Here is a 24,545-nt window from a genome sequence, read left to right as displayed (position 1 = left end):
ATTGCGATGCCGCCGCGCGGCCCTGCCCCCTGCGAAAGCGCGGGAGCCGTTTCTCATTCGCGCACCGGCTCGCGCATGGTCACCAGCTCCTCGGCCACGGTCGGGTGTATGCCGATGGTCGCATCGAACTGCTGCTTGGTCGCGCCGCATTGCAGTGCCACGGCAAAGCCCTGCATCAGTTCGCCCGCGCCCTCTCCCACCATATGCACGCCGCGCACGCGCTGGTCGGCCTTGGAGACGATGAGCTTGAGGAAGACGTTCTCGGGCTCGGCCCCCATGCGGTTGGTCAGCGGCCTGAAGCCGGACTGGAAAACCTGCACTGCGCCGAAGCGCTCGCGCGCCACTTCCTCCGACAGGCCCACGGTGCCCACCTGCGGATGGGAAAACACCGCCGTCGGCACCAGCTCATAGTCGGGAGCGCTCTTGCCGCCCTGGCCGAACAGATGATGGGCGAGCACTGTCCCCTCGGCCAGCGCCACGGGCGTCAGGGCCATGCGATCGACCACATCGCCCACGGCATGGATGGAGGGCACGTTGCTGCAGAAATGCTGATCCACCTCGATGGCGCCCTTGTCGTTGACCTTGACACCCGCGGCCTCCAGCCCCAGGCCTTCGATCAGGGGCACACGACCCGTGGCATACATCACGCAGTCCACGACCAGCTGCTCGCCGCTCTTGAGCTGCAGGTGCAGGCCGTCCGCCTGCTTGTCGATGGCCTGTATTTCTTCGCCCCAGCGAAAGTTCACACCCAGCTGAGCCATCTCCTGGCCCAGATGCAGACCCAGGTCTGCATCAAAGCCGCGCAGCAACTGCTGGCGGCGGTGCAGCAGGGTCGTCTCGGCGCCCAGACCGTTGAAGATGGAGGCGAACTCCACGGCGATATAGCCTCCGCCCACGACCACCACCCGCCTAGGCAGATGCGGCAGATGGAAGGCCTCGTCAGAGCTGATGGCATGCTCCACGCCAGGAATATCGGGCAGGCTGGGCGTTCCGCCCGTTGCAATCAGGATATGGCGGGCATGGATGGTCTGGCCGTTCACCAGCACGCTATGCGGCCCCGAGAGCGCCGCACGGCCATGGATAAGGGTAATGCCTGCCCCGGCCAGCATGCGGCCGTAGACACCGTTCAGGCGCTCGATTTCGCGGTCCTTGTTGGCAATCAGCGTGGGCCAGTCGAAGCGCGGCCGCTCCAGCTGCCAGCCAAAGCCCCGGGCCTCCTCGGCCAGTTGGCTGAAGTGCGCGGCATGGCTGAGCAGCTTCTTGGGGATGCAGCCCACGTTGACGCAGGTACCTCCCAATTGGGCAGCTTCCACCACAGCCACACGGGCCCCCAGGCCGGCAGCCACACGGCTGGCGCGCACGCCGCCCGAGCCACCGCCTATGACCAGAAAATCGTAATCAAAGTCTTGTTGCTGCATGTTCTGTCTCGCTGTTTGGGAGGGTCAAAGCAGATGCTTGCTGCTTTGAACTCTACAAGACAAGACTGCCGCAGGTGGTTTAACGCAGCGTTAAACCACCTGCACGACCCAGTTTGATTGGCGGGCGGCTCAGAACGGTTTGTCGCCCACGACCGTGGCGCGATGCATGCGGCGCACGGCCGGGAAATAGTCCTGAATCGCGTAATGCTGGGTAGAGCGGTTGTCCCACATGGCAATGGTGTTGGGCTCCCAGTGCAGACGCATCTGGTATTCCAGAATCGCAGGCTGGCGCAGCAGATAGTTCATCAGATCCTGTTGCTGGGCATGAATTTCGTTGGCCGAGCGGAAGCTGTCGAAGTTCGAGCTGAAGTTGGCGAAATGCGTGACGAAGGTCTCGTTGACGTAGAGAATCTTTTGGCCGCTTTCGGGGTGGGTGCGCACCACCGGGTGCACCACAGGCGGGTATTTGCCGCGGGCTTGGGCCTGCTGTGCGGGCGTCATGCGCGCGCCGAACGAAGGCAGGATGTCATGCACGGCATATAGGCTGGCGATCTGCTGCTTGCGCGTCTCGGGCAGCTGCTCGTAGGCCTGCTCCATATTGATCCAGACCGTGTCGCCGCCGACCTCGGGACATTCCACGCAGCGCAGCACCGAAGCCATGGAAGGCGTCTCGCGCCAGGAGACATCGGTGTGATAGACGTTCTCGGTGCCCGGGATCTTGCTGTTGCCGCCCAGCAGCACCAGCTCGGCATGGTCGGGGTGATGGGGAAATACCGGATGCAGCTCCAGCTCGCCGAAGCGGCGCGCAAACGCCACATGCTGGGCAGGCGTGATGTTCTGCTCGCGAAACACCAGCACCTTGTGCGCCACCAGCGCCTGACGCAGCTCGCGCGCCTGCTCCTCGCTCATGGGCTGGCGCAGGTCTATGCCCGAAACCTCCACGCCGATGGCGGGGGAGATGCGCCTGAGCTCGATACCCGTCCTGCTTACCGCGGCCACCTTGAGCCGGGTATGGGCCGGCCTGTCTTCGCAATCAATCATGATGTGTCTCCAAAGCGTTGCAACCACTGTCCTCGGGCCTGACGCAGCAGGCCTGGGGCAATCTAGGGCGGGCCTTGGAGATCGGTATCGTTCAAGCCGACTAGGTAGGGTTCCCAGTCGGCAGCCGGCTTTACCTGACGAAGCCGTGGGCGTGCATATGGCCCGAGTGGTAGAGCAGCGGCGCGCGGTCGGCATGGTGCTCGCAGCGTTCCACCTCGCCGATGAAGAGCAGATGGTCGCCCTCCTCATGCTGGCGCAGATTGCGGCACTCGAAGACCGCGCTGCAGCCCTCGAGCAGCGGCACGCCATGCTCGGAGTCATGATGCTGGGTATGGCTGAAACGGTCCGCACCCTTGCGTGCAAACAGCTCGGCCAGCGGCTTTTGCGAAGCCGCCAGCACATGAATCGCGTAATGCGTGCAGTGGCGGAACACGGGCAGTGAGTTGGCCTTCAGACCCAGGCTCCATAGCACCAGCGAGGGCGCCAGCGACAGTGCGTTGAAGGAGCTGACCGTGGAGCCCACCGCATGGCCCTCTGCACTGCGCGCCGTGATGATGGTCACGCCGGTGGCAAATTGCCCCAGCGCATCGCGAAATTCGCGCTGCGAGAAAGGCAAGGCCGAACGCAAGACGGAGGTAGGCAAGGCGGAGTTCACGAAATTCAGAGCTCAGGTCAGCGACCACAACGGTGCGCCACGGTTCAAGATCAGCAGACCCAAAGAGCATCTGCAGGACTTGATCAATTATCAACTTGAACCTTGCCGGTCACAATCCGTAAGGGCTTAAGGCCAGAATCATCAATTTTGATAGCTTCTCACGCAGTAATATACAGGCCTGCAGGCCTAAAACTTCATCAATCCTGGGTCTGAGCTGCCAGCAGCCCTTGGCCGGCCTGCTGCGCCAGCCAGCCGCCGACCTTGGCTTTGCTGCAGCGTTGCAGCTGCATCAGCAGCTCGTGCTCGGGCCAGGGCAAGGCATGTCGCTCGCACAGATCCTGCTGCATGCGGGCCAGCAGGGCCGCCGCCATCTCGGCATCGGCCAGCGCCCGGTGGGCGCGGCCCGTGGAAGGCAGGTGCAGGTAGCGCGCCAGATTGCCCAGGCTGTGGCTGGGCGCCTGCGGATAGATGCGGCGCGACAGCAGCACGGTGCAGGCAAACAGCTGGGGGGCCGCCTCGCCCGCCAGCGCCAGCTCGGCCTGCCAGAACTTGCTGTCGAACGATGCGTTGTGGGCCACCATGGGCGCAGCGCCCACAAAGCGGGCCGCATCGCGCATCACCTCGGCGGCGGGCGGCGCCGTGCGCAGCATGGCATTGGTGATGCCGGTGAGTTCGGTGATGAAGGGCGAGACCCAGGCCCCGGTCTGCATCAGGCTCTGGAAACGGTCCACCACGCGGCCCTGCTCCAGCAGCACGATGGCTACCTCGGTGGCCCTGGCACCCTGGGCGGGCGTCATGCCCGTGGTTTCGAAGTCGATGACGGCAATCGCAGCACTCATGACTGCATTGTGCCGTGGCAGGCGCCTCAGTCCTGACCCAGCTCGTCTTCGCCGGGCAGACCCAGGCTCTGCACCACATGCTCGAGTATGCGGAACAGCTGCTCGCTCTCGGCGCTGCCCAGTTGCTCCTCGATCTCGGTGTAGATGGTCTCGAAATGCGGCACGATCTGGGCCACCATCTCCTGGCCGGCTGGCGTGAGGGCGAACTCGGAACCCCGCAGATCGGCTACATGGCGGCCGCGCTTGATGAGCAGGCGTCCTTCCAGCGTCTTGAGCAGGCGCGAGAGGCTGGGCATGCTGATGAAGGTCAGCTGCGACAGCTCCATGGGACGCAAACGCTTGTCGGCCACCCACATGATGCGCAGCACGCGCCATTGCTGCTCGGTCAGGCCGTGCGCACGCAGCGAGGGACGAAAGCGCACCATGACCGCCTCGCGGGCCTTGAGCAAAGCCATGGGCAATGAACGCGCAAAGGAACGTGAGGTTTCAAGGGCAGGAGTGATGTCGTGCTGGATCATGGCATGGACGAGTTGCTGGCGTAATTGTATGTAAGAGCCCCACGCAGCGATACCGTCAATCCGGGCAAAAGAGTCAGCCGGCCCGTACTCGTCCTGCAGTCCTATGCCCTGTCTCAGGCCGACGCAATCCGCGCGCCGCGAGCGACCTCGGGTGCCGGCTCATCCCAGAACCGGAAATCCAGTGCCGGGCGCTCGCCGCTCATCAGCGCCGCCATGGCCTTGCCCGAGCCTGCTCCATGCGTCCAGCCCAGGGTGCCATGCCCGGCATTGACCCAGATGCCTCTTGCCTGCGTGGCCCCGATGCAGGGAATATTGCTGGGCGTGGCGGGCCGCAGACCGCACCAGAACTGCGGATCGCCACCCTGCTCGGGCAGGCGCGTGTCGCAGACGCCGGGCATCAGCTCCTCCACGCGCCTGACCAGCATCTCGCAGCGCGCCCTGGCCGTAGGCGTGTCCAGACTCAGATCGAAGCCTCCCAGCTCTATGGTGCCGGCTACCCGCAGTCGGTCGCCCAAACGGCTCATGGCCACCTTGCGGCTGTCGTCGATGGTGGAGACCATGGGGGCTTTTTCGAGCCGCAGCAGCGGCAGGGTGGCGCTATAGCCCTTGCCCGGGTAGATGGGCACATGCACGCCCAGAGGCCTGAGCAGCAGCGGCGTGTAGGAGCCGCAGGCGACCACCACGGCATCCGCGCTCAGCATGCGCGGGGCGCCATCGCTGCCGTCGCGAATCTGCACCTGGGCAGGCCTGCCCCTGCGCGCCGGCTGCAGGCTCAGGATGTCGTGGCCGTAGAGGAACTGCACACCGGCCTGGGCACAGAGACCGGCCAGCTTTTCGGTGAACAGACGCGCATCACCGGACTCATCGGTGGCAGTGAAGGTGCCGCCCGCAATCTGCGCGGCATAGGGCGTGAATGCTGGCTCGATGGCAAGCAGCTCTTCGCGGCTGACCAGACGACGCTGCACGCCGTATTGCCGCATCAGCTCCACGCCTTCGGCGGCCTCGGCAAACGCCTGCGGGCTGCTGTAGAAATGGGCAATGCCGCGCTCCAGCCGCTCGAACTCGATACCGGTCTTCTGGACCATGTCCTTGAGCGCCAGATGGCTGTAGGCGCCCAGCGCCACGATCTGCTGCACATTGCGCGCAAAGGCGCGGTCATTGCACTGGGCCAGGAACTGCAGGCACCAGCGCCATTGCGCGCTGTCGGCCTGGGGCCGCAGCAGCAGAGGAGCCTCTTTGTCGAACATCCATTTGAGCGCCTTCCAGGGTGCCTGGCGATTCGCCCAGGGCTCGCAGTAACTGACCGAGATCTGGCCGCCATTGGCATAGCTGGTCTCCAGGGCCGGACCGCTCTGGCGGTCCACCACGGTGACTTGATGACCGCGCTCGCGCAGATGCCAGGCGGTGCTGATGCCGATGATGCCGGCGCCCAGGACGATGATGTTCATGCGGCCAGTGTCTGCACTCTTGCGGGCAAACAAAAGCAGCATTAAATTTTCAGCAGTTTCATCAGAAATGCTAATGAAGTTGCCATGAGCTCCTGGGACCCTGTTGCGCTGGAATGCCTGGCCGCCATCGTGGAAGAAGGCGGCTTCGAGCGCGCGGCGCAAAGGCTGCACATCACCCAGTCGGCCGTGTCCCAGCGCCTGCGTGCACTGGAAGCCCAGGTGGGCTCGGTACTGGTGGAGCGCACGCGTCCCGTCAAGCCCACCAGCGCCGGGCGGCTGCTGCTCAAGCATGCCAAGCAGCTGCGCCTGCTGCGCGCCGATCTCGCTCATGAGTTGCAGGAGCTGGCACCGCAGACCGGGCAGAGTCTGGCCGGAGAAATCGTCTCCATCGCCATCAATGCCGACAGCATTGCCACCTGGGCCATGACGGCTCTGGACGAGCTGGTGAAGAGCGGCCTGCCGCTGGAGGTGGTGGTCGACGATCAGGACTTCACGCAGGAGCTGCTGCGCTCGGGCCAGGTCATGGGCTGCGTCACCACGCTGAGTCAGGCCATGCGCGGCTGCACCGTGCAGCCTCTGGGCGCCATGCGCTATGTGGCCGTGGCCTCTAGCGAATTTGCGCAGCAAAGATTGCCGCAGGGGCTGACGCGCAAGAACTTCAACCAGCTGCCCTATCTGTCCTTCAACCGCAAGGACGATATGCAGGCCGAATTTGTGGCGCGTTGCCTGGGTCTGCGCAATGTGTCGCTGCAGCATCAGATTCTGCTGCCCAGCTGCGAGGCGCAGGTGCGCGCCGTGCGTGCCGGCTGGGGCGTGGGCGTGCTGCCGCAGTTGCTGGTGCAGCCCGCGCTGGATGCCGGTGAACTGATCGACGTGGCAACAGGCCATGCGCTGTCCATCGCGCTGTTCTGGCATTGCTGGAATCTGGAGTCACGCGTGCTGGCCCGTGTCAGCCAGGCCTTGCTGGGCAAGGCCCGCCAAGTGCTGCAAGCTGTTTGATGCAGACAAGAAAAAAGGCCGTGCTTTGCAGCGCGGCCTTGAGAGCTTGATGTCAAACGGAGGTACTTTGGTTTTTGTAGCTGTGGACGCTCATCTAACCTTGATTTGAAGCTGATTTACGCCTGATACGCATGTAAATCAAGCGCAAGCAGCTATGAAAATCAGCGAATCAGCAGCACGGGGATGGTGCAGCCCGCCAGCACCTGCGAGCTGACCGACCCCATGACCAGACGGCCCAGCGCGCCGTGGCCGTGCGTGCCCATGGCGATCAGGTCGAACTTGCCGTCCTGGGCGGCATGGATGATGGTGTCGGCAATGGGGCCGACCTTGGCGATGCTTTGCGCCTCGACGCCACGCCCCTTCAGGAACTCCAGCACGGGCTGCAGGATCTTGGCGGATTCTTCGTCGTAGTACTGCTCCACCACTTCCTTGCCCAGCGCAGCGCGTGCACGAGGCGGCAGCAGCGGCTGCACGGTGATGATGGTGTACTCATGGCCCGTGCCCAGCATCTCCTGATGCGAGGTCAGATAGGCCAGCATTTTCTGGGTATAGGCACTGCCGTCCACGGCGAGCAAGATCTTCATACCAATTTCTCCTTGTTGATGTCTCAAGCCTAAGGGCTGGGGACAGTCAGCATCTTGACTTGGCTCAAGTCAATTGTCGATGCCGGCAGAAAGTCATCCTGCTCTCCCTTGCGGGCATAGCCCAGGGGATTGGCCACCACACGGCATTGCCATTCGCTGCCGTCCTCGCGCTGGCCGCATGCGATGTAGTCGCTGGCGCAATGCAGATGGCCGTGCAGCCAGAGCTGGGCATGGGGCAGAAAGTCGTCCATCACATTGCAGAAACCGGCCGTGCCGGGTACCAGGCCGTAGCGCGGATCGGCACTGCGCAGGCTGGGCGCAAAGTGGGTCACGGCCACCGTGGGTCCGTCAAAAGGCTGCTGCAGCGCAGCGCGCAGCCAGTCCTGGCAGAGCAGGCTTTCCTCGCGCATGGGCGCGGCCAGAAACGGCTCGCCCTGGCGACTGCCACCTGTCTTTTGCAGATAGAAATTGGCGGCGCGAAAGGCCTTCTCGCGCAGCTTGTGCAAGCGCGTGGCATCACTCACGCCTTCATGCATGGCCATGGCGTCGAAGTCGCTCCACAGCGTGGTGCCGATGAAACGCACCCCGTCCATGACCACGGTTTCACGATCGAGCCAGATCAGACCCAGCCTGTCGCACACACGCTGCAGGCGCAGCCTTGCCTCGTCGAAGTCCTGCATGTCGTATTCGTGATTGCCGGGCACGAACAGCACGGGTGTGGGCCAGTTGGCGTATTGCGGCAGCGGCGAGAAACGCTCCAGCCCGAAGTTCTCGCCGTCGACCTGGGTGCTGCTCTGGTAGGAGCCGATGTCGCCGGCCAGCACCAGCACATCGGCGCCCGCAGCTGGCTGGGCCACGAATTGGGGGTGGACTTCGAGGTGCAGGTCGGACAGCAGCTGGATCTTCATGTGGCTAGTTTAGTCAACCATGGTGAGTGACCTGGGCCGAACCGTTGGCAAAGGTGATCTCGGCCGAGCGCGTCAGCGTTTTCAGCAGCCAGTCATAGGCCTGCGGGTGCGGGCCCCGCCGACGCCACAGTGCATCCACATGCACGGGCGTGACATCGAAGGGCAGATCGCGCAGCTCCAGCTGGTCGCTCATGCCGGTCACGGGCACAAAATGGCGCGGCAGGATGGTCAGCAGATCGGAGTTGAGCACCACGCGCGCCGCGGTGAAGAACTGGTTGACGGTGAGCACCACTTCGCGCGAACGCCCCAGCGAGGCCAGGGCCTCGTCGATGAAGCCGAAGGAGCGGCCCGAAAAGCTGACCAGCATATGGCGTGCCGCGCAATAGTTGTCCAGCGTCAGCGGAACATGCGCCAGCGGATGGCCTTTGCGCATCACGCACAGGTACTCGCCCTCATACAGACGGCGGCTGTCAAACGCCACCAGACCGCCAGCCTGGGCACGCGCCGTCAGATCGGCCAGTACGGCGGGGAAATAGCCCACGGCCATATCGGCCTCGCCATCATCGAGCAAGGGCCTTGGATCGCGCGTGGTCAGCGGCAGCAGGCGTATGCCCAGGCCCGGTGCCTCGCGCGCCAGAATCGGGTACAGCGGCGGAATCAGCGTGGCAGCCGTAGCATCGGCCATGGCGATCACGAACGTGGTGGCGGCCGTCTCGGGATCGAACTCATCGGGTGCGAGTGCACCCTCCAGATGTTGCAAGGCCTCGCGTATCACCGGCCACAGGGCCTGGGCACGCGGCGTAGGCTCCACGCCCTGTCCCTGGCGCACCAGCAGCTCGTCGCCCAGGACCTCGCGCAGTCGGCGCATGGCATTGCTGACCGCCGGCTGGGTGATGCTGAGCTTGTGCGCCGCACGCGTGAGACTGCGCTCGGACATGACCTCGTCGAAGACGCGCAGCAGATTGAGATCCAGAGAACGAAAGTTCAAAGACATGGCATCACCCAATACATCACTGCTGTGAATGCTACAGATTCAAAATATAAATTTGAACACACCTAGGGTAATCCCTATAGTTACACCTATTCCCCGGGCAATTCGCCAAAAGCGTGGGTCAAAGGGTTAACTGCCATGAGCAACTTTATTTACAACTCCTACTGTGTCGAGCACCCTGGTGTGGTGCGTATCTATCAAGCCAGCGATGAACGCATGGCCGCCATTGCCGCCGAGCACGAGGCGCAATCCCAGTCCAGGTCGTACTGGATGGTGCTGGCTGTGGTGCTGGCCGCCCTGGCCGCCGGCGTCTTCCAGGCCACCGAAACCTGGAGCGACGGTCATATGATGGCTGCCTGGATGGTTCTGTGGGCCATGGCCTTTGCCAGCATTGCCCTCTTCTCCACTCCCGCACGCCGTGCCATCAATCTGGTGCGCACTGGCTACCGCGCCTGGGTCAAGAGCCGCCAGCAAGCTGCTGCCGATGAACGCGTCTGGAACGCCGCGCTGCAAGATGCCCGCCTGATGGCCGATCTGGCCCGTGCCATGGATCGCCAGAGCCGCTAAGCTCCGCGCCTCTCCGAAGAAAGCCGCTGCCCACAAGGCCAGCGGCTTTTTCATGCCCGCTCAGCGTCTCATGAAATCGGCGTCAACCCCTTGTCCGACAGGCGCCAACAGCTATCAACACAACGGTTCAAAAACAAAAAGCCCTGCGGCCAACGGCCTGCAGGGCTTTTTTATTCTGTCAAAGGCTTAGGCGGACAGACGCTCTTCGAGCTTGGCCTTGGTATCCAGCATGGCCTTGGGCAGGTTGTAGGCCAACTTGTCGAAATGCTCGCCGTGCAGCTTCATTTCCTCGGCCCAGGCCGCCTTGTCGATATTGGTCACGCTGTCGAACTGGGCAGCATCGAAGTCCAGACCGCTCCAGTTGATTTCGGCGTACTGGGGAGCAATGCCAAAGGCGGTTTCCTGACCCTGAGCCTGGCCTTCCAGACGGTCGATCATCCACTTCAGCACGCGCATGTTCTCACCGTAGCCGGGCCAGACGAACTTGCCTTCGGCATTCTTGCGGAACCAGTTGGTGGTGAAGATCTTGGGCAGAGTTGCGCCCTGGCCTTCGATCTTGGCGCCCAGATCCAGCCAGTGCTGGAAATAGTCGCTCATGTTGTAGCCGGCAAAAGGCAGCATGGCGAAGGGGTCGCGGCGTACCACGCCTTGCGCGCCAAAGGCGGCGGCCGTGGTTTCGGAGCCCATGGTCGCAGCCATGTACACGCCCTCGGTCCAGTCGCGGGCTTCGGTCACCAGAGGCACGGTGGTGGAGCGGCGGCCGCCGAAGATCATGGCATCGATCTTCACGCCGGCGGGATCGTCCCAGGCTTCGTCCAGCGCGGGGTTGTTGGTCGCAGCCACGGTAAAGCGGGCATTGGGGTGGGCGGCCTTGGCGCCGGTTTCCTTGGCGATCTGGGGCGTCCAGTCCTTGCCTTGCCAGTCGATCAGGTGATCGGGCAGCTTGCCCTGGTCCTTTTCCATGCCTTCCCACCACACGTCGCCGTCATCGGTCAGGGCCACATTGGTGAAGATCACGTTCTTGTCCAGGCTCAACATGCAGTTCGGGTTCGTGAGCATATTGGTGCCAGGAGCCACGCCGAAGTAACCGGCTTCGGGGTTGATGGCGCGCAGCGAGCCGTCGGCCTGGGGCTTGATCCAGGCGATGTCGTCGCCGATGGTCGTGACCTTCCAGCCGTCGAAGGCCTTGGGCGGCACCAGCATGGAGAAATTGGTCTTGCCGCAGGCCGAGGGGAAGGCCGCAGCCACGTGGTACTTCTTGCCTTCGGGGTTGGTAACGCCCAGGATCAGCATGTGCTCGGCCAGCCAGCCCTGGTCACGGCCCATGGTGGAGGCGATACGCAGCGCAAAGCACTTCTTGCCCAGCAGCGCATTGCCGCCGTAGCCCGAGCCGTAAGACCAGATTTCGCGGGTTTCAGGATAGTGAACGATGTACTTGGTCTTGCTGCAAGGCCAGGTGGTCTCGTCCTTCTGGCCTGCGGCCAGAGGTGCGCCGATGGTGTGCACGCAGGGCACGAACTCGCCGCTGGTGCCGATCACGTCATACACGGCCTTGCCCATGCGGGTCATGATCTTCATGTTGACGGCCACATAGGGGCTGTCGGACAGCTCGATACCCACGTGGGCGATGGGCGAACCCAGCGGGCCCATGGAGAAAGGCACCACGTACATGGTGCGGCCAGCCATGCAGCCGTCGAACAGCGGGTTCAGCGTGGCGCGCATTTCGGCAGGTTCCATCCAGTTGTTGGTGGGGCCTGCGTCTTCCTTTTTGGCGGAGCAGATATAGGTGCGGTCTTCCACGCGAGCCACGTCCGAAGGATCGGTCCAGGCCAGGAAGGAGCCAGGGCGCTTGGCCAGGGGCTTGAAGGTGCCGGCATCCACCAGCTGCTGGCACAGCGCGTCATATTCGGCTTGCGAGCCGTCGCACCAGTGAATCTGGGCAGGCTTGCACAGCGCGGCCATTTCGGCGACCCAGGCAATGAGCTTGGGGTTCTTGACGTAGTCGGGAGCCTGGATGTTCAGGCTTTGCACAGCGGCGTTCATGGGGGAAGTCCTTCAATTAAAAAACCAGTTTTTCAAAGAAGCATCCTCGGCTGCGTCTTTGAAAAAAGGCTTTTGAAGGTGTCTCGCCTGCTTTCCCTAGCGCTTGTTGGCGCCTGAAATCCGTCTGAAATAGTCAAAACAACCTTGTTTTGAATAGCAGCGGGAAATCGATTTTAGGTAGGGGCCTTGAATTTGTCAGCAAATCATGGGCAATATCTATGCATTTTGCGCATCAATATATGCATATCGCATTCATTCATAACCTGCGCAGACGTAAAAAAACCCCGCGTCGCGGGGTTGGGCTCGAGAAGGTTGGAATGCCTAGGCCATGTTCACGGCAATAAAGGCCAGCAGGAACATCATCACGGCGCCAGCGGCGGGAATGATGATGGGAATATAGGGCACAACGGCTTCGGCCGCGTCCTGTGCCTCGTGGTTCACTGCGGAATCATCTGACATGTGATCAATGCTCCTCCTGAAAGCAGGCGGTGAAACAAGCAAGCTCTGCAGCCATTCTAGGCACAGCCCTGGCGACATGGCTCAGGGAAAGCCATAGCCGCTGTTGGCGCTCAGACCCGCATCCCATGTCCGCCAATGGCGAACAGCACTTCTTCGATGTCGACCATGCGCAGATAAGTTCGCACTCGGAGTGCAACAGCATATGCTGGGCTTGCGGACGACCCGGCGCCGATTAAGAAATCGATGTGCACTGTTCCGCGTCAGATCGCAGCGCCGAAGTCCCTCGCTGAAAGGATGGCTCCTATGGTTAGCGCTTCTTTCCTGTTCTGGCTGATCCTGCTGATGCTGGTGATTGGCCTGGGGACGGCGTCGATCCGGATTTTTCGCGAGTATGAGCGCGGCGTGGTCTTCACGCTGGGGCGCTTCTGGAAGGTCAAGGGGCCGGGACTGATCTTCATCATTCCTGCCATCCAGCAGGTGGTACGGGTGGATCTTCGCACCGTGGTCCTGGAGGTCCCCGCGCAGGATGTGATCTCGCGCGACAACGTCTCGGTCAAGGTCAATGCCGTGATCTATCTGCGCGTGGTGGATGCGGAAAAGGCGGTGATCCAGGTGGTCAATTATCTGGAGGCCACCAGTCAGCTCGCGCAAACCATGCTGCGCTCCGTATTGGGCAAGCATCAGCTCGACGAAATGCTGGCAGAGCGCGAATCGCTGAACCTGGACATCCAGCAGGCGCTGGATGCGCAAACCGACACCTGGGGCATCAAGGTCTCGAACGTGGAGATCAAGCAGGTCGATCTGACCGAATCCATGATCCGGGCGATCGCACGTCAGGCCGAGGCCGAGCGAGAACGCCGCGCCAAGGTGATTCACGCCGAAGGCGAATTGCAGGCTTCGGAAAAACTGTCTCAGGCAGCGAAAGTTCTGGCGCAGGAGCCTCAGGCCATCTTGCTGCGCTACCTGGAGACGCTGACCGTGATCGGCGCGGACAGGAACACCACCGTGGTGTTCCCCTTGCCCATGGACCTGGTGACCCCGCTGATCAAGAAGATCACGCCCCTGCAGGCCTGAGCAAGGCCTGCGGCTCAAGCCTCACACCAGGGCCGCCTCCATGCCTGCGCGGCGCAGTTGCTCCAGCACCTCGCTCACATGGGCGTGGCCGCGTGTCTGCAGCACGAACTCGATCTCCACATTCTGCGCGGCCAGCATGGTGAAGGCACGCTGGTGATGGACTTCCTCGATATTCGCGCCGGCTCCGGCCACCGTGGCCGTGATCTGGGCCAGCACGCCGGGTACGTCGCGCGCGCTGACACGCACACGCGCCAGACGACCGGAGCGCACCATGCCGCGCTCGATGATGGCAGCCAGCAGCATGGGGTCGATATTGCCGCCCGACAGCACCAGACCTATTTTCCGGCCCTTGAAGCGAGCGGGATAGCGCAGCAAGGCCGCCAGGCCCGCCGCCCCTGCGCCTTCGACCAAGGTCTTCTCGATCTCCAGCAGCATGAGCACGGCCTGCTCTATATCTCCTTCGTCCACCAGCAACAAATCGTCCACGCAGCGCTGCACCACCTCCTGGGTGATGATGCCTGGCTGGGTCACCGCAATGCCCTCGGCGATCGTCGAAGTCCCCATGGGAAGATCTGTGTGGCGCAGCGCATTGACCATGGAGGGAAAGCGCTGAGTCTGCACCCCCACGATCTCCATCTCGGGCTTGATGGCCTTGGCTGCCGTGGCAATGCCCGCAATCAGACCGCCGCCGCCAATGGCAATGATCAGCGCATCCAGATCGGGCTGTGCCTGCAGGATTTCCAGCGCCAGCGTGCCCTGGCCCGCAGCAATCGCTTCGTCGTCATAGGGATGGACAAAGGTCAGCTGCTGCTCCTGCGCCAGCTGATAGGCATGGGCTCGCGCCTCGGCCAATGTGTCGCCATGCAGCACCACCTCGGCACCGAAGCCGCGCGTGCGCTCCACCTTCACACCGGGAGTGAAGCGCGGCATGACGATGACGGCACGCAGACCCAGCCTTTGAGCGTGATAGGCCACGCCCTGGGCATGGTTGCCCGCACTCATGGCGACCACGCCGCGTGCGCGCTCGGCATCGCTGAGCATGAGCAGCTTGTTCAGCGCGCCACGCTCCTTGAAGGATGCAGTGAACTGCAGGTTCTCGAACTTGAGATAGACCTGCGCCCCCGTGATCTGCGAGAGCGTGCGTGATTCCACAAAAGGGGTTTGAAGGACGGCGCCATTCAGGCGCGCAGCGGCGGCTTGGATATCTGCAAAGGTCAGCATGGTGGATCCATTTTGCAAGCAGCTCATCACCCCGCGCCAGTGCTGGGTTTGCGAATCAAAGCCATCCGGCTCGGTTGCTCAGTAATTGCTAGCTACTCGCCCTTTCCTAGCAATGGAATAGCCGCCAAAACACTTCCAATCCGGCGCCGTTCCGCGAACTATGAGCACCTAAGGATTTCCCTTGGTTTCAGCAAAACATGCAACATAGTGCCTAAATTGACGTGCTTTTTTTCAATGCATCTGCATAATTGTGCCAACACCGAGTCAGTAACTGCACTATCTTTCATCTCAGCAGGAGCCGAGCATGCAGCAGCAAACCAACGTCGATTACCGCACAGAGCCCAGCCAGTACCGGCACTGGTCGTTTGAAGTGGATGGCAATATCGCCCGGCTCAAGCTGGACATCGCCGAGGACGCAGGCATACGCCCCGGCTACAAGCTCAAGCTCAACAGCTATGACCTGGGCGTGGATGTGGAGCTGCACGATGCGCTCAACCGCATCCGTTTTGAGCACCCGCAGGTGCGCTCCGTGATCGTGACCAGCGGCAAGGAACGCATCTTCTGCTCAGGTGCGAATATCTTCATGCTCGGTGTCTCGTCTCACGCCTGGAAGGTGAACTTCTGCAAGTTCACCAACGAGACGCGCAACGGCATGGAAGACAGCTCCAGGCACGACGGACTCAAGTTCGTCGCCGCTGTCAACGGTGCCTGCGCAGGCGGCGGCTACGAGCTGGCTCTGGCCTGCGATGACATCGTGCTGATCGACGACCGCTCTTCTTCCGTGTCACTGCCCGAGGTTCCGCTGCTGGGCGTGCTGCCTGGCACGGGCGGGCTGACGCGCGTGACCGACAAGCGCCATGTGCGTCACGACCTGGCCGACATCTTCTGCACCAGCGTGGAAGGCGTGCGCGGCCAGCGCGCCGTGGACTGGCGGCTGGTGGACGCGATTGCCAAGCCCGCACAGTTTGCCGAAGTGGTGCAGCAACGTGCCACGGCCCTGGGCGAAAGCAGCCCGCGCCCGGCTTCCGCCAAAGGCGTACAGCTTGCCAGGCTGCAGCGCGAGCAAAGCCCGGACGGCCTGCACTATCGCCACGTCAGCGTGCAAATCGATCGCAGCAAGCGCAGTGCCACCATCACGGTCAAGGCTCCCCGTGGCGAACAGCCCGGCAGCATTGAAGCCATAGAAAGCGCAGGCGCCGCCTGGTGGCCGCTGGCCATGGGCCGCGAGCTCGACGACGCCATACTGCATCTGCGCACCAACGAGCTCGATGTGGGCACCTGGATTCTCAAGACCGAGGGCGATGCGCGCGCCGTGCTGGCGGCGGACCAGTCTTTGATTGCGCACAAGGATCACTGGCTGGTGCAGCAAACCACAGGCCTGCTGCGCCGTACCTTTGCACGCCTCGATGTGTCGTCGCGCTCGCTGTTCGCCCTGATCGAGCCCGGCTCCTGCTTTGTCGGCATGCTGGCCGAGTTGGTCTTCTGCGCCGATCGCGCCTACATGCTGGTGCTGCCCGACGAGCCCGAGCGCGAGCCCGTCATCGAGCTCGATGCCTTCAACTTCGGCCTGCTGCCGCTGGTCAACGATCAAAGCCGTCTGCAGCGTCGCTTCTATGAGGAGTCCGGGCCTCTGGAAGCCGCTCGCGCAGCGGTGGGCAAGCCGCTCAACGGCGATGCCGCGCAACAGCTTGGACTGGTCACCGCCGCGCTTGACGATATCGACTGGGAAGACGAGATCCGCATCGCCATGGAAGAGCGCGCCGCGATGTCGCCCGATGCGCTCACGGGTCTGGAAGCGAACCTGCGTTTTGCCAGCCAGGAAAACATGGTCACGCGCATCTTCGGGCGTCTGTCGGCCTGGCAGAACTGGATCTTCAACCGCCCCAACGCGGTGGGCGAAAAAGGGGCGCTGAAGCTCTACGGCACCGGACAGAAAGCCGGCTTCGATTTCAACAGGGTATGAGCCAACGGCCCTGAATCGGCAAAACATCACAGGAGACACCCCATGAGCAGCATCGACTACAGCCAGAAGATTCCCAACAACGTGGACCTCAGCGGCGACCGCACGTTGCAGCGTGCCCTGGAGAGCTGGCAGCCTAATTTCATCCGCTGGTGGGACGACGTGGGCCCCGAAGGATCGACCAACTACGATGTCTATCTGCGCACCGCGGTGAGCGTGGATCCGCAGGGCTGGGCGCAGTTCGGCTACGTCAAGATGCGTGACTATCGCTGGGGCATCTTCCTGAACCCGGCGGATCAGGAACGCAGCATTCACTTTGGCGATCACAAGGGCGAGAAAGCCTGGCAGGACGTGCCCGGCGAGCACCGCGCCAACCTGCGTCGCATCATCGTCACGCAAGGCGATACCGAGCCCGCATCGGTGGAGCAGCAGCGCCACCTTGGCCTGACCGCACCGTCCATGTACGACCTGCGCAATCTGTTCCAGGTCAATGTGGAAGAAGGCCGCCATCTCTGGGCCATGGTCTACCTGCTGCACAAGCATTTCGGACGTGACGGACGCGAGGAAGCCGAGGCACTGCTGGAGCGCCAGAGCGGCGATGAAAACAACCCTCGCATTCTGGGCGCCTTCAACGAAAAAACGCCGGACTGGCTGGCGTTCTTCATGTTCACCTACTTCACCGACAGAGACGGAAAATTCCAGCTCGCAGCGCTGGCCGAATCCGCGTTCGACCCGCTGGCGCGCACCACCAAATTCATGCTGACCGAAGAGGCGCACCACATGTTTGTCGGCGAGTCCGGCGTCTCGCGCGTGCTGGCCCGAACCTGCCAAGTCATGAACGAACTCAAGACCGACGATGTGAACAAGCTGCGCAGCGCGGGCGTCATCGACCTGCCCACGATTCAGCGCTATCTGAACTTTCACTACAGCGTGACCATCGACCTGTTTGGTGCCGACCAGTCGAGCAATGCCGCCACCTTCTACAGCTCGGGCCTCAAGGGCCGTTACGAAGAGGGAAAGCGCGAGGACGACCACAGGTTGCACGACCAGAACTACAAGGTTCTGGAGGTGGTGGACGGCAAGTTGCAGGAGAAGGAAGTGCCCATGCTCAACGCCTTGAACGAGGTGCTGCGCGACGACTACATCAAGGACAGCAATGCCGGTGTGGGCCGCTGGAACAAGGTGATGGAAAAGGCCGGAATCGACTTCCGCCTGACGGTGCCGCACAAGGCCTTCAACCGGCAGATCGGCGCGCTGGCAGGCGTGCGCATCAGCCCCGACGGCCGTCCCGTCAGCGAGCCGGAATGGCTGGCCAGGAAGAACGAGTGGCTGGCCAGCGACGACGACCGCAGCTTTGTCGCATCACTGATGAAGCCATGCCTGGAGCCCGGCAAGTTTGCCGGCTGGATTGCCCCGCCGGTCATGGGTATCAATCGCCAGCCCGTGGACTTCGAGTATGTGAAATTTTGATCCCCCCTGAGCGGCTGAGCCGCTTCCCCCAAGGGGGACGACATCCTCGCGGCGGGGCGGCCCTTGCTCGATGTCACTGAGTTGGGTTGCCACGGTTTGGAGAACGAAATGAGCACCATCACGCTGATTGAAAACGGCATCCTGAAGCAGCATCTGATCGACCCCGAAATCTGCATTCGCTGCAATACCTGCGAGGCGACCTGCCCCGTGGACGCCATCACGCATGACGACAACAACTATGTGGTCATGGCGGACAAGTGCAACGGCTGCATGGACTGCATCTCGCCCTGCCCGACCGGCTCCATCGACAACTGGCGGCTGGTGTCGGCAAGCAAGCCCTACAGCGTGGCCGAACAACTGGGCTGGGAGAGCCTGCCCGAAGAGCTTTCCGCCGATGTGCTGGCCGCCGCGCAGACGGCCGAGAATGTCGGCGATGTGCAGGATCTGAGCCAGGCCCAGGCCGTGATCGCGGCCGCTGCCGGCTTGGCCGAAAGCGGCGCTGCGGAAGTCTTTCGCGCAGCCAGTTACGGAGCCACCACACCGCCCTGGTCTGCCGCCCATGCCTACACCAATCTGCATGGTCCCAAGGCTGCGGTGACGGCCACGGTGGTGGGTAATCTGAACTGCACGGAGGCCGGCTTCGACAACGAGACCCACCATATCGTGCTGGACTTCGGCGCCATGCCTTTCCCTGTGCTCGAAGGCCAGTCGCTGGGCATTATCCCGCCGGGTGTGGATGCCGGCGGCAAGCCCCATGTGGCGCGCCAGTACTCGATTGCCAGTGCCCGCAATGGCGAGCGCCCCGGCTACAACAATCTGGCATTGACCGTGAAACGCGTGGTCGAGGATCACCAGGGCCAGCCCGTGCGCGGCGTGGCCAGCAACTATCTCTGCGATCTGCAGGTGGGTGACAAGGTGCAAGTCATAGGCCCGTTCGGCAGCAGTTTTCTCATGCCCAATCACCCGCGCTCCCACATCGTGATGATCTGCACAGGCACGGGCAGCGCGCCCATGCGCGCCATGACGGAATGGCGCCGCCGCCTGCGCAAGAGCGGCAAGTTCGACAGCGGGAAGCTGCTGCTGTTCTTTGGTGCGCGCACGCCTCAGGAGCTGCCCTATTTCGGCCCCCTGCAAAACCTGCCCAAGGATTTCATCGACATCAACTTCGCCTTCTCTCGCGTGGCCGGCCAGCCCAGGCGCTATGTGCAGGATGCCATGCGCGAGCGCTCGGCCGATCTCATGGAATTGCTGCGCGACGACAACACGCACATCTATGTCTGCGGTCTCAAAAGCATGGAGGACGGCGTCGTTCTGGCCCTGCGTGACGTGGCCCAGCAAGCAGGCCTGGGCTGGGAGGAACTGGGAGCCAGACTCAAGCGCGAAGGACGTCTGCACCTGGAAACCTATTGAGGCCTCGAGCCCGCGCGAATCCTGTGGACGGCAAACAGGATTCGCGCATCAACGCTGCGGCTGCATGTCATGCCCTTGACAGCGCAGCCCCTGCCAGCGCCCTACAGTGCAACGACCATAACCCACGAAAGACATGGCATGAATGCACGGGCGAACTTTCTGCGCATGCAAGACAGCACGCGTGAAGACTGGCAGTTGATCGGCGGCGAATTTGCACAGTTCACCCAGGGTCTGCCCGAGCGGGTGATGGCCCATCTGAAGCTGCTGGAGGGCGACTATGGCGGCTTTCCGGTGGACCGCTACACCCACTCGCTGCAAACCGCTACGCGCGCGCTGCGCGACGGCCGTGACGAGGAGTATGTGGTGTGCGCGCTGCTGCACGATATTGGCGATACCCTCGGGTGCTTCAACCACCCCGACATTGCCGCAGCGATTCTCCAGCCCTTTGTGAGCGAGGCCAACCACTGGATGGTCCAGCATCACGGCATCTTCCAGGGCCATTACTTCTTCCATCACATCGGCCTGGACAGGGACATGCGCGAGCAGTTCCGGGAACATCCGCACTACCAGCGCACGGCCGAGTTCTGCGAACTCTATGACAACCCGGCCTTCGATCCCCGGGCCGAGACCTTGCCCCTCGGCGAATTCGAGCCCATGCTGCGCCGCCTGATGCAGCGGCCCCGGCAAAGCATCTACAAGGCCGCCATGGACTCGGAGATGCGGGACGCCCGGAAGTCCTAGCACGTGCCGGCAAACCACCATTAAAAGATGAGCTGGCACCGCACACCCATCAATAGATCTGGCCGTGATTCGACACCTATCTGTTGTGTGGCAGGCGATTGCAGCTCATCTTTTTACAGGGCTCTGGCCCTCCCTCGCCGCTACTAATGCGCGTAGGCGTCCTGCGCCAGCGCGCAGGCCAGTATCCAGGCCGGGTCCACCAGCTCGGCGCCACAGGCCTGCGGCGCCTGCGGCAGGGCCAGCGGAATCTCGGTGCAGCCCATGATCACGGGCACGGCGCCGTGGTGCTGCAGCAGCGGCGCCAGCACCTCGCCGAAGCATTGCATGGCCAGCGGCATGTCACCTTGTTTCACGCCCTCGTATATGCCTTGCATGAGCCGGGCCCGACCCGCCTGTCCGGGACGCAGCGCGGCAATGCCGCAATCGGCCAGCGCCGCGTCGTAGAGCCCGCTGTCATAGGTGCCATCCGTGGCCAGCACCAGGGCTTGGCGCGCGCCGCCTGCCTTCAGGTACAGCGCCGTCTGCTGCGCGATGTGCAGCACGCGCAGCTGCGGGAAAAGCGCCTGTATCTGCCCATGCCAGGCATGGGCCGTGTTGCAGGCCAGGGCCACGCTGCGCACGCCCAGGGCCGCGAGCCGGCCCGCGCCCTGCAGCAGATGCGCAGCCGGGCCCTCAGGTGACTGCGGATCGCGACGCAGCGCCTGTGTGCGATCGGGCATGGGCAGTTGCACCAGCCAGTGCTCGGGATAGGCCTGGTCATGCACGGGCAGGCCCTGGTCCTGCAGGTGCCGGGTGCAGGCCTGCACGAACAGGCGCACGAAATCCGCGCCCGCTGCAGGCCCCATGCCGCCGAGAATGCCCACTGCCTGCATCTCAGAACGCCGGCTTGTCGCCGCGCTCCTGCAGGTTGCGTTGCAGCTGCTCGCTCATGGGCAGACCCAGTGCTGCGTTCTTGGGCGGAATGGGCTTCATGAACCATCTGTCGTAGAGCCTGGCGAAAGCGCCCGACTTCATCATGTCGCCGATCACGCCATCCACCAGCTGCTTGAACTGCGGGTCGTCCTTGCGCAGCATGCAGGCATAGGGCTCGACCTGCAGCGCATCGGCCACGACGTGGAAATCCTTGGGATTTTTGGCGTTGGCGATCAGGCCATAGAGCAGGATGTCGTCCATGCCAAAGGCTGCGGCGCGGTCGTTCTCGACCAGCAGAAAGCCGTCGGCATGGTCCTTGGCCATGACGATGTTCATGCCCCAGCCCTGCTCGGCATTGGCCTTGCGCAGCACCTGCAGATTGGTGGTGCCGGTGGTGATGGCCGCGGTCTTGCCCTTGAGGTCGACATAGTTCTGGATGCCCGAGCTCTTCTTCACCAGCAGCCGCGTGCCGGTGTAGAAGTGGTTGATGGCAAAACCCACCTCCTTGGCCCGCACCGTGTTGTTGGTGGTCGATCCGCACTCCAGGTCTATGGTGCCGTTGGCCAGCAGCGGCATGCGGTTTTGCGAGGTCACGGCCTGCCAGCGCACCTCCAGCGCGGGCAGGTTCAACTGCTTCTTCACGGCTTCGGCCACCGTCTGCGAAAGCTCCACGGTCATGCCGATGGGCTTGCCGTTGTCCAGGTAGCTGAAGGGCACGGAGGACTCGCGGTAGGCCAGCGTGATGCGCCCGCTGTCGCGCACCTTGGCCAGGGTATCGGCATGGGCAGCGCCCAGAAAACCCAGGCCCAGTGCCGCACAAAGCACGGTGGAGTGAAGTTGCATGCGGTGTCTCCTCTTCGGTGGTGGATGTGCCGCCAGTGTAGAAAGCGCGCCCAGCTTCGGGGGATGACAATATCGGGCTGGTCCATGTCCCTGGTTTATGGGTGGCAGCGCAGGCACTGCCATGCTCCGGTAAACACCGCGACCGAGGGCCGCCCGGCCGCACGCATACATCGACATCGCGTGGGCAGACCATAACCTGGGTGCATACCCTGCATGTCAAATGCCATGGCTGCGCAGCCCCGTACGGGCCTACAGTGCGGCAGCATGAAGAAACGATCAATGCATGTCTGCATCGTGGGCGCCGGCATCGTCGGCCTGGCCACCGCCTATGCGCTGCAGCGCGCGGGCTGCCGCGTCACGATCCTGGAGCGCGGGCCCGGCCCGGCAACGGGCGCCAGCGGCGGCAACGGCGCGCAGCTCAGCTATTCCTATGTGCAGCCGCTGGCCGATCCCGGTATCTGGAAGATGCTGCCGCAGCTGCTGCTGGAAAAGGACTCGCCGCTGGCCCTGCGTCTGCGCGCCGATCCCGCCCAATGGGCCTGGGGGCTGCGCTTTCTGGGCGCCTGCAATGCACGCGCCTCCATGGCCGGCACGCAGGCGCTGCTGAGGCTGGCCGCCGAAAGCCGGCAGGCCTTCGAGAGCCTGCAGGCGCAGGAGTCCCTGAGTTGCGCATTGCACACGCCGGGCAAGCTGGTGCTGTACGACACACAGCAGGGCCTGGATGCCGCAGCCCGGCAGGTGGCCCTGCAATCGCGCCTTGGCGGTGCCAGCCAGCAGGTGGTGGATGCCACCGCCGCCGTGCGCCTGGAGCCCGCGCTGGCAGGCTACAGGGGCCGCATGGCGGGCGCCGTTCACACCCCCAGCGAAAGCGCCGCCGACTGCCGCCAGCTGTGCGAGCAGCTGGCGGTGCTGCTGGCCGTGCGCGGCGCCGAGCTGCGCTACGACACCGAGGTGCTGGGCTTCGAGCGCCAGGGCGACGCCGTCACGGGCCTGCGCACCGCCGCAGGCCTGCTTCAGGCCGAGCACTACGTGCTGGCCAGCGGCTGGGAAAGCCCAGCCCACGCGCGCCAGCTGGGCCTGCGCCTTCCCGTCTATCCGCTCAAGGGCTACAGCATCACCGTGGACATAGCATCCGACCACAGCCAGGCCGCGCCGCGCGTGAGCGTGACCGACACCGCGCGCAAGGTGGTGTTCGCACGCCTGGGCGAGCGCCTGCGCGTGGCCGGTATGGTGGAGATCATCGGCCGCGACACACGCATCGATCCGGCCCGCATCGACAGCCTGCGCCGCTCCACGCAGCAGGTCTTTGCCCAGCTGCCGCTGCAGGGCTCGCTGCATCCCTGGAGCGGCATGCGCCCGGCCACCCCCACGGGCCTGCCCATCACCGGCCGCCAGCGCGGCGGCCCGCGCAATCTGTGGCTGCAGACCGGCCATGGCGCGCTGGGCCTGACGCTGGCCTTCGGCTCGGCACAGCGGCTGGTCGCGCAGATGCACGCTGCCTGAGCGCGGGCCTGCCGCTCAGGAGGCGCTCAGAAGCTCCTGCAGGGCCTTGCGCATTTCCTGGGTCATGGCGCGCGCCAGCACCGAGCCCGGGCGTTGAGGCAGGCTCAGCGCATTCACTCCCACGGTGATGCGCGGCAGCAGCGGCACCACATGCACTCGGCGCCGGTCGGCCGCCAGGGCCGTGCAACCATCCATGATGGCCGCGCCCAGCCCGTATTCGGCCATGGACAGCGCCGCATGGTAGGTCTGCACCGTCACCACAGGCGACAGCCCCACGCCATGCTCGCGGCAGGCCTGGCCCAGGCGCATGCCCAGCGGGTCGCGCGCATCGAGCGCGACCACGGGCAGATCGGCCAGATCCTTGAGTTCCATGCCTTCGGCGCTCACGCGCGAAGGCGGCAGCAGTCCCTTGGGCAGCACACAGAACATGTCGACCTCGGCCAGCAGTTCGTGCTCCAGCGCGGGCTGGCCCACGGAGCTGATCACAAAGCCCACGTCGGCCTCCTGCAGCAGCAGGGCCGACACCACCTGCGGCGTGTGCAGCGCCTGCACGTGCACCTGGACCTGCGGATGGCGACGCCTGAAGCCCGCCACGGCGCGCGGCAACACCTCGCGGCTGAGCGCGAACACCGTCAGCACATTGAGCCGGTCGGCCGACTGACCATGACGCAGATTGGCGGCCAGGCGCTGCACCTCGTCGAGCTGCTCGAACAGCTTCTCGATATGCGGAAACAGGGCCAGCGCTTCATTGGTCGGCGTCAGCCTCCCCCGCGCGCGCTGGAACAGCGCAAAGCCCATCTGCAACTCGGCATGCTGCAGCGTGCGGCTGACTGCGGGCTGGGTGACGTTGATGAGGCGCGCGGCCGCGCTGACGCTGCCGGTCTGCATCACGGCATTGAAGACTTCGATATGTCGCAGACGCATGCCCGGCCTCCTGCCAC

At 63.6% G+C, this 24,545-nt stretch carries 23 protein-coding genes; 8 read left to right on the top strand and 15 right to left on the bottom strand.

Annotation, left to right across the window (positions count from 1 at the left end; all coding sequences use genetic code 11):
* Window positions 1–53 precede the first annotated feature (53 nt).
* The 6 genes from gorA to CSE6_RS05900 all read right to left on the bottom strand — a co-directional run bounded on the left by gorA (window position 54) and on the right by CSE6_RS05900 (window position 5,961).
* The gene (gorA, locus tag CSE6_RS05925) at window positions 54–1,418 is read right to left on the bottom strand and encodes a glutathione-disulfide reductase (RefSeq protein ID WP_059440083.1); all 1,365 of its coding nucleotides are present in this window, start codon (window positions 1,416–1,418) and stop codon (window positions 54–56) included.
* Between the two features lie 129 nt (window positions 1,419–1,547).
* The gene (locus tag CSE6_RS05920) at window positions 1,548–2,459 is read right to left on the bottom strand and encodes a TauD/TfdA family dioxygenase (RefSeq protein ID WP_059440082.1); all 912 of its coding nucleotides are present in this window, start codon (window positions 2,457–2,459) and stop codon (window positions 1,548–1,550) included.
* A gap of 130 nt (window positions 2,460–2,589) precedes the next feature.
* On the bottom strand, window positions 2,590–3,114 hold the full coding sequence (locus CSE6_RS05915) for a flavin reductase family protein (protein WP_034351237.1): 525 nt from the start codon (window positions 3,112–3,114) through the stop codon (window positions 2,590–2,592).
* Window positions 3,115–3,311: 197 nt separating this feature from the next.
* The gene (locus CSE6_RS05910) at window positions 3,312–3,953 is read right to left on the bottom strand and encodes a PolC-type DNA polymerase III (RefSeq protein ID WP_039049338.1); all 642 of its coding nucleotides are present in this window, start codon (window positions 3,951–3,953) and stop codon (window positions 3,312–3,314) included.
* Window positions 3,954–3,979: 26 nt separating this feature from the next.
* On the bottom strand, window positions 3,980–4,471 hold the full coding sequence (gene hpaR, locus CSE6_RS05905) for a homoprotocatechuate degradation operon regulator HpaR (RefSeq protein WP_003065209.1): 492 nt from the start codon (window positions 4,469–4,471) through the stop codon (window positions 3,980–3,982).
* A 113-nt stretch (window positions 4,472–4,584) separates the two neighbouring features.
* Entirely contained in the window at window positions 4,585–5,961 is a 1,377-nt protein-coding gene (locus CSE6_RS05900) for a D-amino acid dehydrogenase (protein ID WP_059440081.1), read from the bottom strand.
* Between the two features lie 42 nt (window positions 5,962–6,003).
* Here CSE6_RS05900 and CSE6_RS05895 point away from each other — a divergent pair, with 42 nt between their 5' ends.
* Window positions 6,004–6,918 (top strand): LysR family transcriptional regulator ArgP, encoded by a 915-nt coding sequence (locus tag CSE6_RS05895; RefSeq protein ID WP_034351228.1) that lies wholly within the window; start codon window positions 6,004–6,006, stop codon window positions 6,916–6,918.
* Between the two features lie 161 nt (window positions 6,919–7,079).
* Here CSE6_RS05895 and CSE6_RS05890 read toward each other — a convergent pair whose 3' ends face one another.
* The 3 genes from CSE6_RS05890 to CSE6_RS05880 are packed head-to-tail and all read right to left on the bottom strand — an operon-like array spanning window position 7,080 to window position 9,404.
* A complete protein-coding gene (locus CSE6_RS05890; RefSeq protein WP_003065214.1) occupies window positions 7,080–7,502 on the bottom strand; it encodes a universal stress protein in 423 nt (140 codons plus the stop codon).
* Between the two features lie 29 nt (window positions 7,503–7,531).
* Window positions 7,532–8,410: a metallophosphoesterase gene (locus tag CSE6_RS05885; protein ID WP_012836586.1), complete on the bottom strand. Its 879-nt coding sequence runs from the start codon at window positions 8,408–8,410 to the stop codon at window positions 7,532–7,534.
* A gap of 13 nt (window positions 8,411–8,423) precedes the next feature.
* Complete coding sequence (locus CSE6_RS05880; protein ID WP_034351561.1) at window positions 8,424–9,404, bottom strand: LysR family transcriptional regulator; 981 nt, start codon at window positions 9,402–9,404, stop codon at window positions 8,424–8,426.
* A gap of 135 nt (window positions 9,405–9,539) precedes the next feature.
* On the opposite strand from CSE6_RS05880, the gene CSE6_RS05875 reads away from it, so the two are divergent.
* On the top strand, window positions 9,540–9,968 hold the full coding sequence (locus CSE6_RS05875) for a hypothetical protein (protein ID WP_003065220.1): 429 nt from the start codon (window positions 9,540–9,542) through the stop codon (window positions 9,966–9,968).
* 186 nt (window positions 9,969–10,154) lie between these two features.
* Here the strand turns inward: CSE6_RS05875 and CSE6_RS05870 are convergent, their stop codons facing one another.
* Together CSE6_RS05870 and CSE6_RS26005 are read right to left on the bottom strand one after the other, a co-directional pair.
* A complete protein-coding gene (locus CSE6_RS05870; RefSeq protein WP_034351225.1) occupies window positions 10,155–12,011 on the bottom strand; it encodes a phosphoenolpyruvate carboxykinase (GTP) in 1,857 nt (618 codons plus the stop codon).
* A 321-nt stretch (window positions 12,012–12,332) separates the two neighbouring features.
* Window positions 12,333–12,470 carry a hypothetical protein gene (locus CSE6_RS26005; RefSeq protein WP_003059912.1) on the bottom strand — a complete coding sequence of 46 codons (138 nt, stop codon included), beginning with the start codon at window positions 12,468–12,470 and terminating at the stop codon, window positions 12,333–12,335.
* A 303-nt stretch (window positions 12,471–12,773) separates the two neighbouring features.
* Between CSE6_RS26005 and CSE6_RS05865 the strand changes: the two genes are divergently transcribed.
* Window positions 12,774–13,544, top strand: coding sequence for a slipin family protein (locus CSE6_RS05865; RefSeq protein WP_003065227.1), 771 nt, complete (start codon window positions 12,774–12,776; stop codon window positions 13,542–13,544).
* Between the two features lie 21 nt (window positions 13,545–13,565).
* Here CSE6_RS05865 and CSE6_RS05860 read toward each other — a convergent pair whose 3' ends face one another.
* Entirely contained in the window at window positions 13,566–14,765 is a 1,200-nt protein-coding gene (locus tag CSE6_RS05860; RefSeq protein WP_003065229.1) for a threonine ammonia-lyase, read from the bottom strand.
* 304 nt (window positions 14,766–15,069) lie between these two features.
* Between CSE6_RS05860 and boxC the strand changes: the two genes are divergently transcribed.
* From boxC to CSE6_RS05840, 4 genes are all read left to right on the top strand, one after another.
* Entirely contained in the window at window positions 15,070–16,728 is a 1,659-nt protein-coding gene (boxC, locus tag CSE6_RS05855) for a 2,3-epoxybenzoyl-CoA dihydrolase (protein WP_059440080.1), read from the top strand.
* Between the two features lie 42 nt (window positions 16,729–16,770).
* On the top strand, window positions 16,771–18,195 hold the full coding sequence (gene boxB, locus CSE6_RS05850; RefSeq protein WP_059440079.1) for a benzoyl-CoA 2,3-epoxidase subunit BoxB: 1,425 nt from the start codon (window positions 16,771–16,773) through the stop codon (window positions 18,193–18,195).
* Between the two features lie 108 nt (window positions 18,196–18,303).
* Window positions 18,304–19,605, top strand: coding sequence for a benzoyl-CoA 2,3-epoxidase subunit BoxA (gene boxA, locus CSE6_RS05845; RefSeq protein ID WP_034406699.1), 1,302 nt, complete (start codon window positions 18,304–18,306; stop codon window positions 19,603–19,605).
* 138 nt (window positions 19,606–19,743) lie between these two features.
* Window positions 19,744–20,346: an HD domain-containing protein gene (locus CSE6_RS05840; protein ID WP_059440078.1), complete on the top strand. Its 603-nt coding sequence runs from the start codon at window positions 19,744–19,746 to the stop codon at window positions 20,344–20,346.
* A gap of 143 nt (window positions 20,347–20,489) precedes the next feature.
* Here the strand turns inward: CSE6_RS05840 and CSE6_RS05835 are convergent, their stop codons facing one another.
* The gene (locus tag CSE6_RS05835) at window positions 20,490–21,218 is read right to left on the bottom strand and encodes an aspartate/glutamate racemase family protein (protein ID WP_059440077.1); all 729 of its coding nucleotides are present in this window, start codon (window positions 21,216–21,218) and stop codon (window positions 20,490–20,492) included.
* Window position 21,219: 1 nt separating this feature from the next.
* Window positions 21,220–22,101 carry an amino acid ABC transporter substrate-binding protein gene (locus CSE6_RS05830; RefSeq protein WP_059440076.1) on the bottom strand — a complete coding sequence of 294 codons (882 nt, stop codon included), beginning with the start codon at window positions 22,099–22,101 and terminating at the stop codon, window positions 21,220–21,222.
* Between the two features lie 279 nt (window positions 22,102–22,380).
* Here CSE6_RS05830 and CSE6_RS05825 point away from each other — a divergent pair, with 279 nt between their 5' ends.
* Entirely contained in the window at window positions 22,381–23,604 is a 1,224-nt protein-coding gene (locus tag CSE6_RS05825) for a D-amino acid dehydrogenase (RefSeq protein WP_059440075.1), read from the top strand.
* Between the two features lie 15 nt (window positions 23,605–23,619).
* Here the strand turns inward: CSE6_RS05825 and CSE6_RS05820 are convergent, their stop codons facing one another.
* Window positions 23,620–24,528 (bottom strand): LysR substrate-binding domain-containing protein, encoded by a 909-nt coding sequence (locus CSE6_RS05820; RefSeq protein ID WP_059440074.1) that lies wholly within the window; start codon window positions 24,526–24,528, stop codon window positions 23,620–23,622.
* Window positions 24,529–24,545 lie beyond the last annotated feature (17 nt).

It is taken from the genome of Comamonas sp. E6 (assembly GCF_001010305.1).
Taxonomy (GTDB): domain Bacteria; phylum Pseudomonadota; class Gammaproteobacteria; order Burkholderiales; family Burkholderiaceae_C; genus Comamonas; species Comamonas thiooxydans.
Note: the sequence above shows the minus strand (reverse complement) of the source record. Positions and strands in the feature narration are given on the sequence as shown.

Bases quoted from the DNA above. Each gene is read 5' to 3' on its own strand.
- gorA (WP_059440083.1), bottom strand. From the start codon at position 1,418: ATGCAGCAACAAGACTTTGATTACGATTTTCTGGTCATAGGCGGTGGC.
- CSE6_RS05920 (WP_059440082.1), bottom strand. From the start codon at position 2,459: ATGATTGATTGCGAAGACAGGCCGGCCCATACCCGGCTCAAGGTGGCC.
- CSE6_RS05910 (WP_039049338.1), bottom strand. From the start codon at position 3,953: ATGAGTGCTGCGATTGCCGTCATCGACTTCGAAACCACGGGCATGACG.
- hpaR (WP_003065209.1), bottom strand. From the start codon at position 4,471: ATGATCCAGCACGACATCACTCCTGCCCTTGAAACCTCACGTTCCTTT.
- CSE6_RS05900 (WP_059440081.1), bottom strand. From the start codon at position 5,961: ATGCTGCTTTTGTTTGCCCGCAAGAGTGCAGACACTGGCCGCATGAAC.
- CSE6_RS05895 (WP_034351228.1), top strand. From the start codon at position 6,004: ATGAGCTCCTGGGACCCTGTTGCGCTGGAATGCCTGGCCGCCATCGTG.
- CSE6_RS05890 (WP_003065214.1), bottom strand. From the start codon at position 7,502: ATGAAGATCTTGCTCGCCGTGGACGGCAGTGCCTATACCCAGAAAATG.
- CSE6_RS05885 (WP_012836586.1), bottom strand. From the start codon at position 8,410: ATGAAGATCCAGCTGCTGTCCGACCTGCACCTCGAAGTCCACCCCCAA.
- CSE6_RS05880 (WP_034351561.1), bottom strand. From the start codon at position 9,404: ATGTCTTTGAACTTTCGTTCTCTGGATCTCAATCTGCTGCGCGTCTTC.
- CSE6_RS05875 (WP_003065220.1), top strand. From the start codon at position 9,540: ATGAGCAACTTTATTTACAACTCCTACTGTGTCGAGCACCCTGGTGTG.
- CSE6_RS05870 (WP_034351225.1), bottom strand. From the start codon at position 12,011: ATGAACGCCGCTGTGCAAAGCCTGAACATCCAGGCTCCCGACTACGTC.
- CSE6_RS26005 (WP_003059912.1), bottom strand. From the start codon at position 12,470: ATGTCAGATGATTCCGCAGTGAACCACGAGGCACAGGACGCGGCCGAA.
- CSE6_RS05865 (WP_003065227.1), top strand. From the start codon at position 12,774: ATGGTTAGCGCTTCTTTCCTGTTCTGGCTGATCCTGCTGATGCTGGTG.
- CSE6_RS05860 (WP_003065229.1), bottom strand. From the start codon at position 14,765: ATGCTGACCTTTGCAGATATCCAAGCCGCCGCTGCGCGCCTGAATGGC.
- boxC (WP_059440080.1), top strand. From the start codon at position 15,070: ATGCAGCAGCAAACCAACGTCGATTACCGCACAGAGCCCAGCCAGTAC.
- boxB (WP_059440079.1), top strand. From the start codon at position 16,771: ATGAGCAGCATCGACTACAGCCAGAAGATTCCCAACAACGTGGACCTC.
- boxA (WP_034406699.1), top strand. From the start codon at position 18,304: ATGAGCACCATCACGCTGATTGAAAACGGCATCCTGAAGCAGCATCTG.
- CSE6_RS05840 (WP_059440078.1), top strand. From the start codon at position 19,744: ATGAATGCACGGGCGAACTTTCTGCGCATGCAAGACAGCACGCGTGAA.
- CSE6_RS05835 (WP_059440077.1), bottom strand. From the start codon at position 21,218: ATGCAGGCAGTGGGCATTCTCGGCGGCATGGGGCCTGCAGCGGGCGCG.
- CSE6_RS05830 (WP_059440076.1), bottom strand. From the start codon at position 22,101: ATGCAACTTCACTCCACCGTGCTTTGTGCGGCACTGGGCCTGGGTTTT.
- CSE6_RS05825 (WP_059440075.1), top strand. From the start codon at position 22,381: ATGCATGTCTGCATCGTGGGCGCCGGCATCGTCGGCCTGGCCACCGCC.
- CSE6_RS05820 (WP_059440074.1), bottom strand. From the start codon at position 24,528: ATGCGTCTGCGACATATCGAAGTCTTCAATGCCGTGATGCAGACCGGC.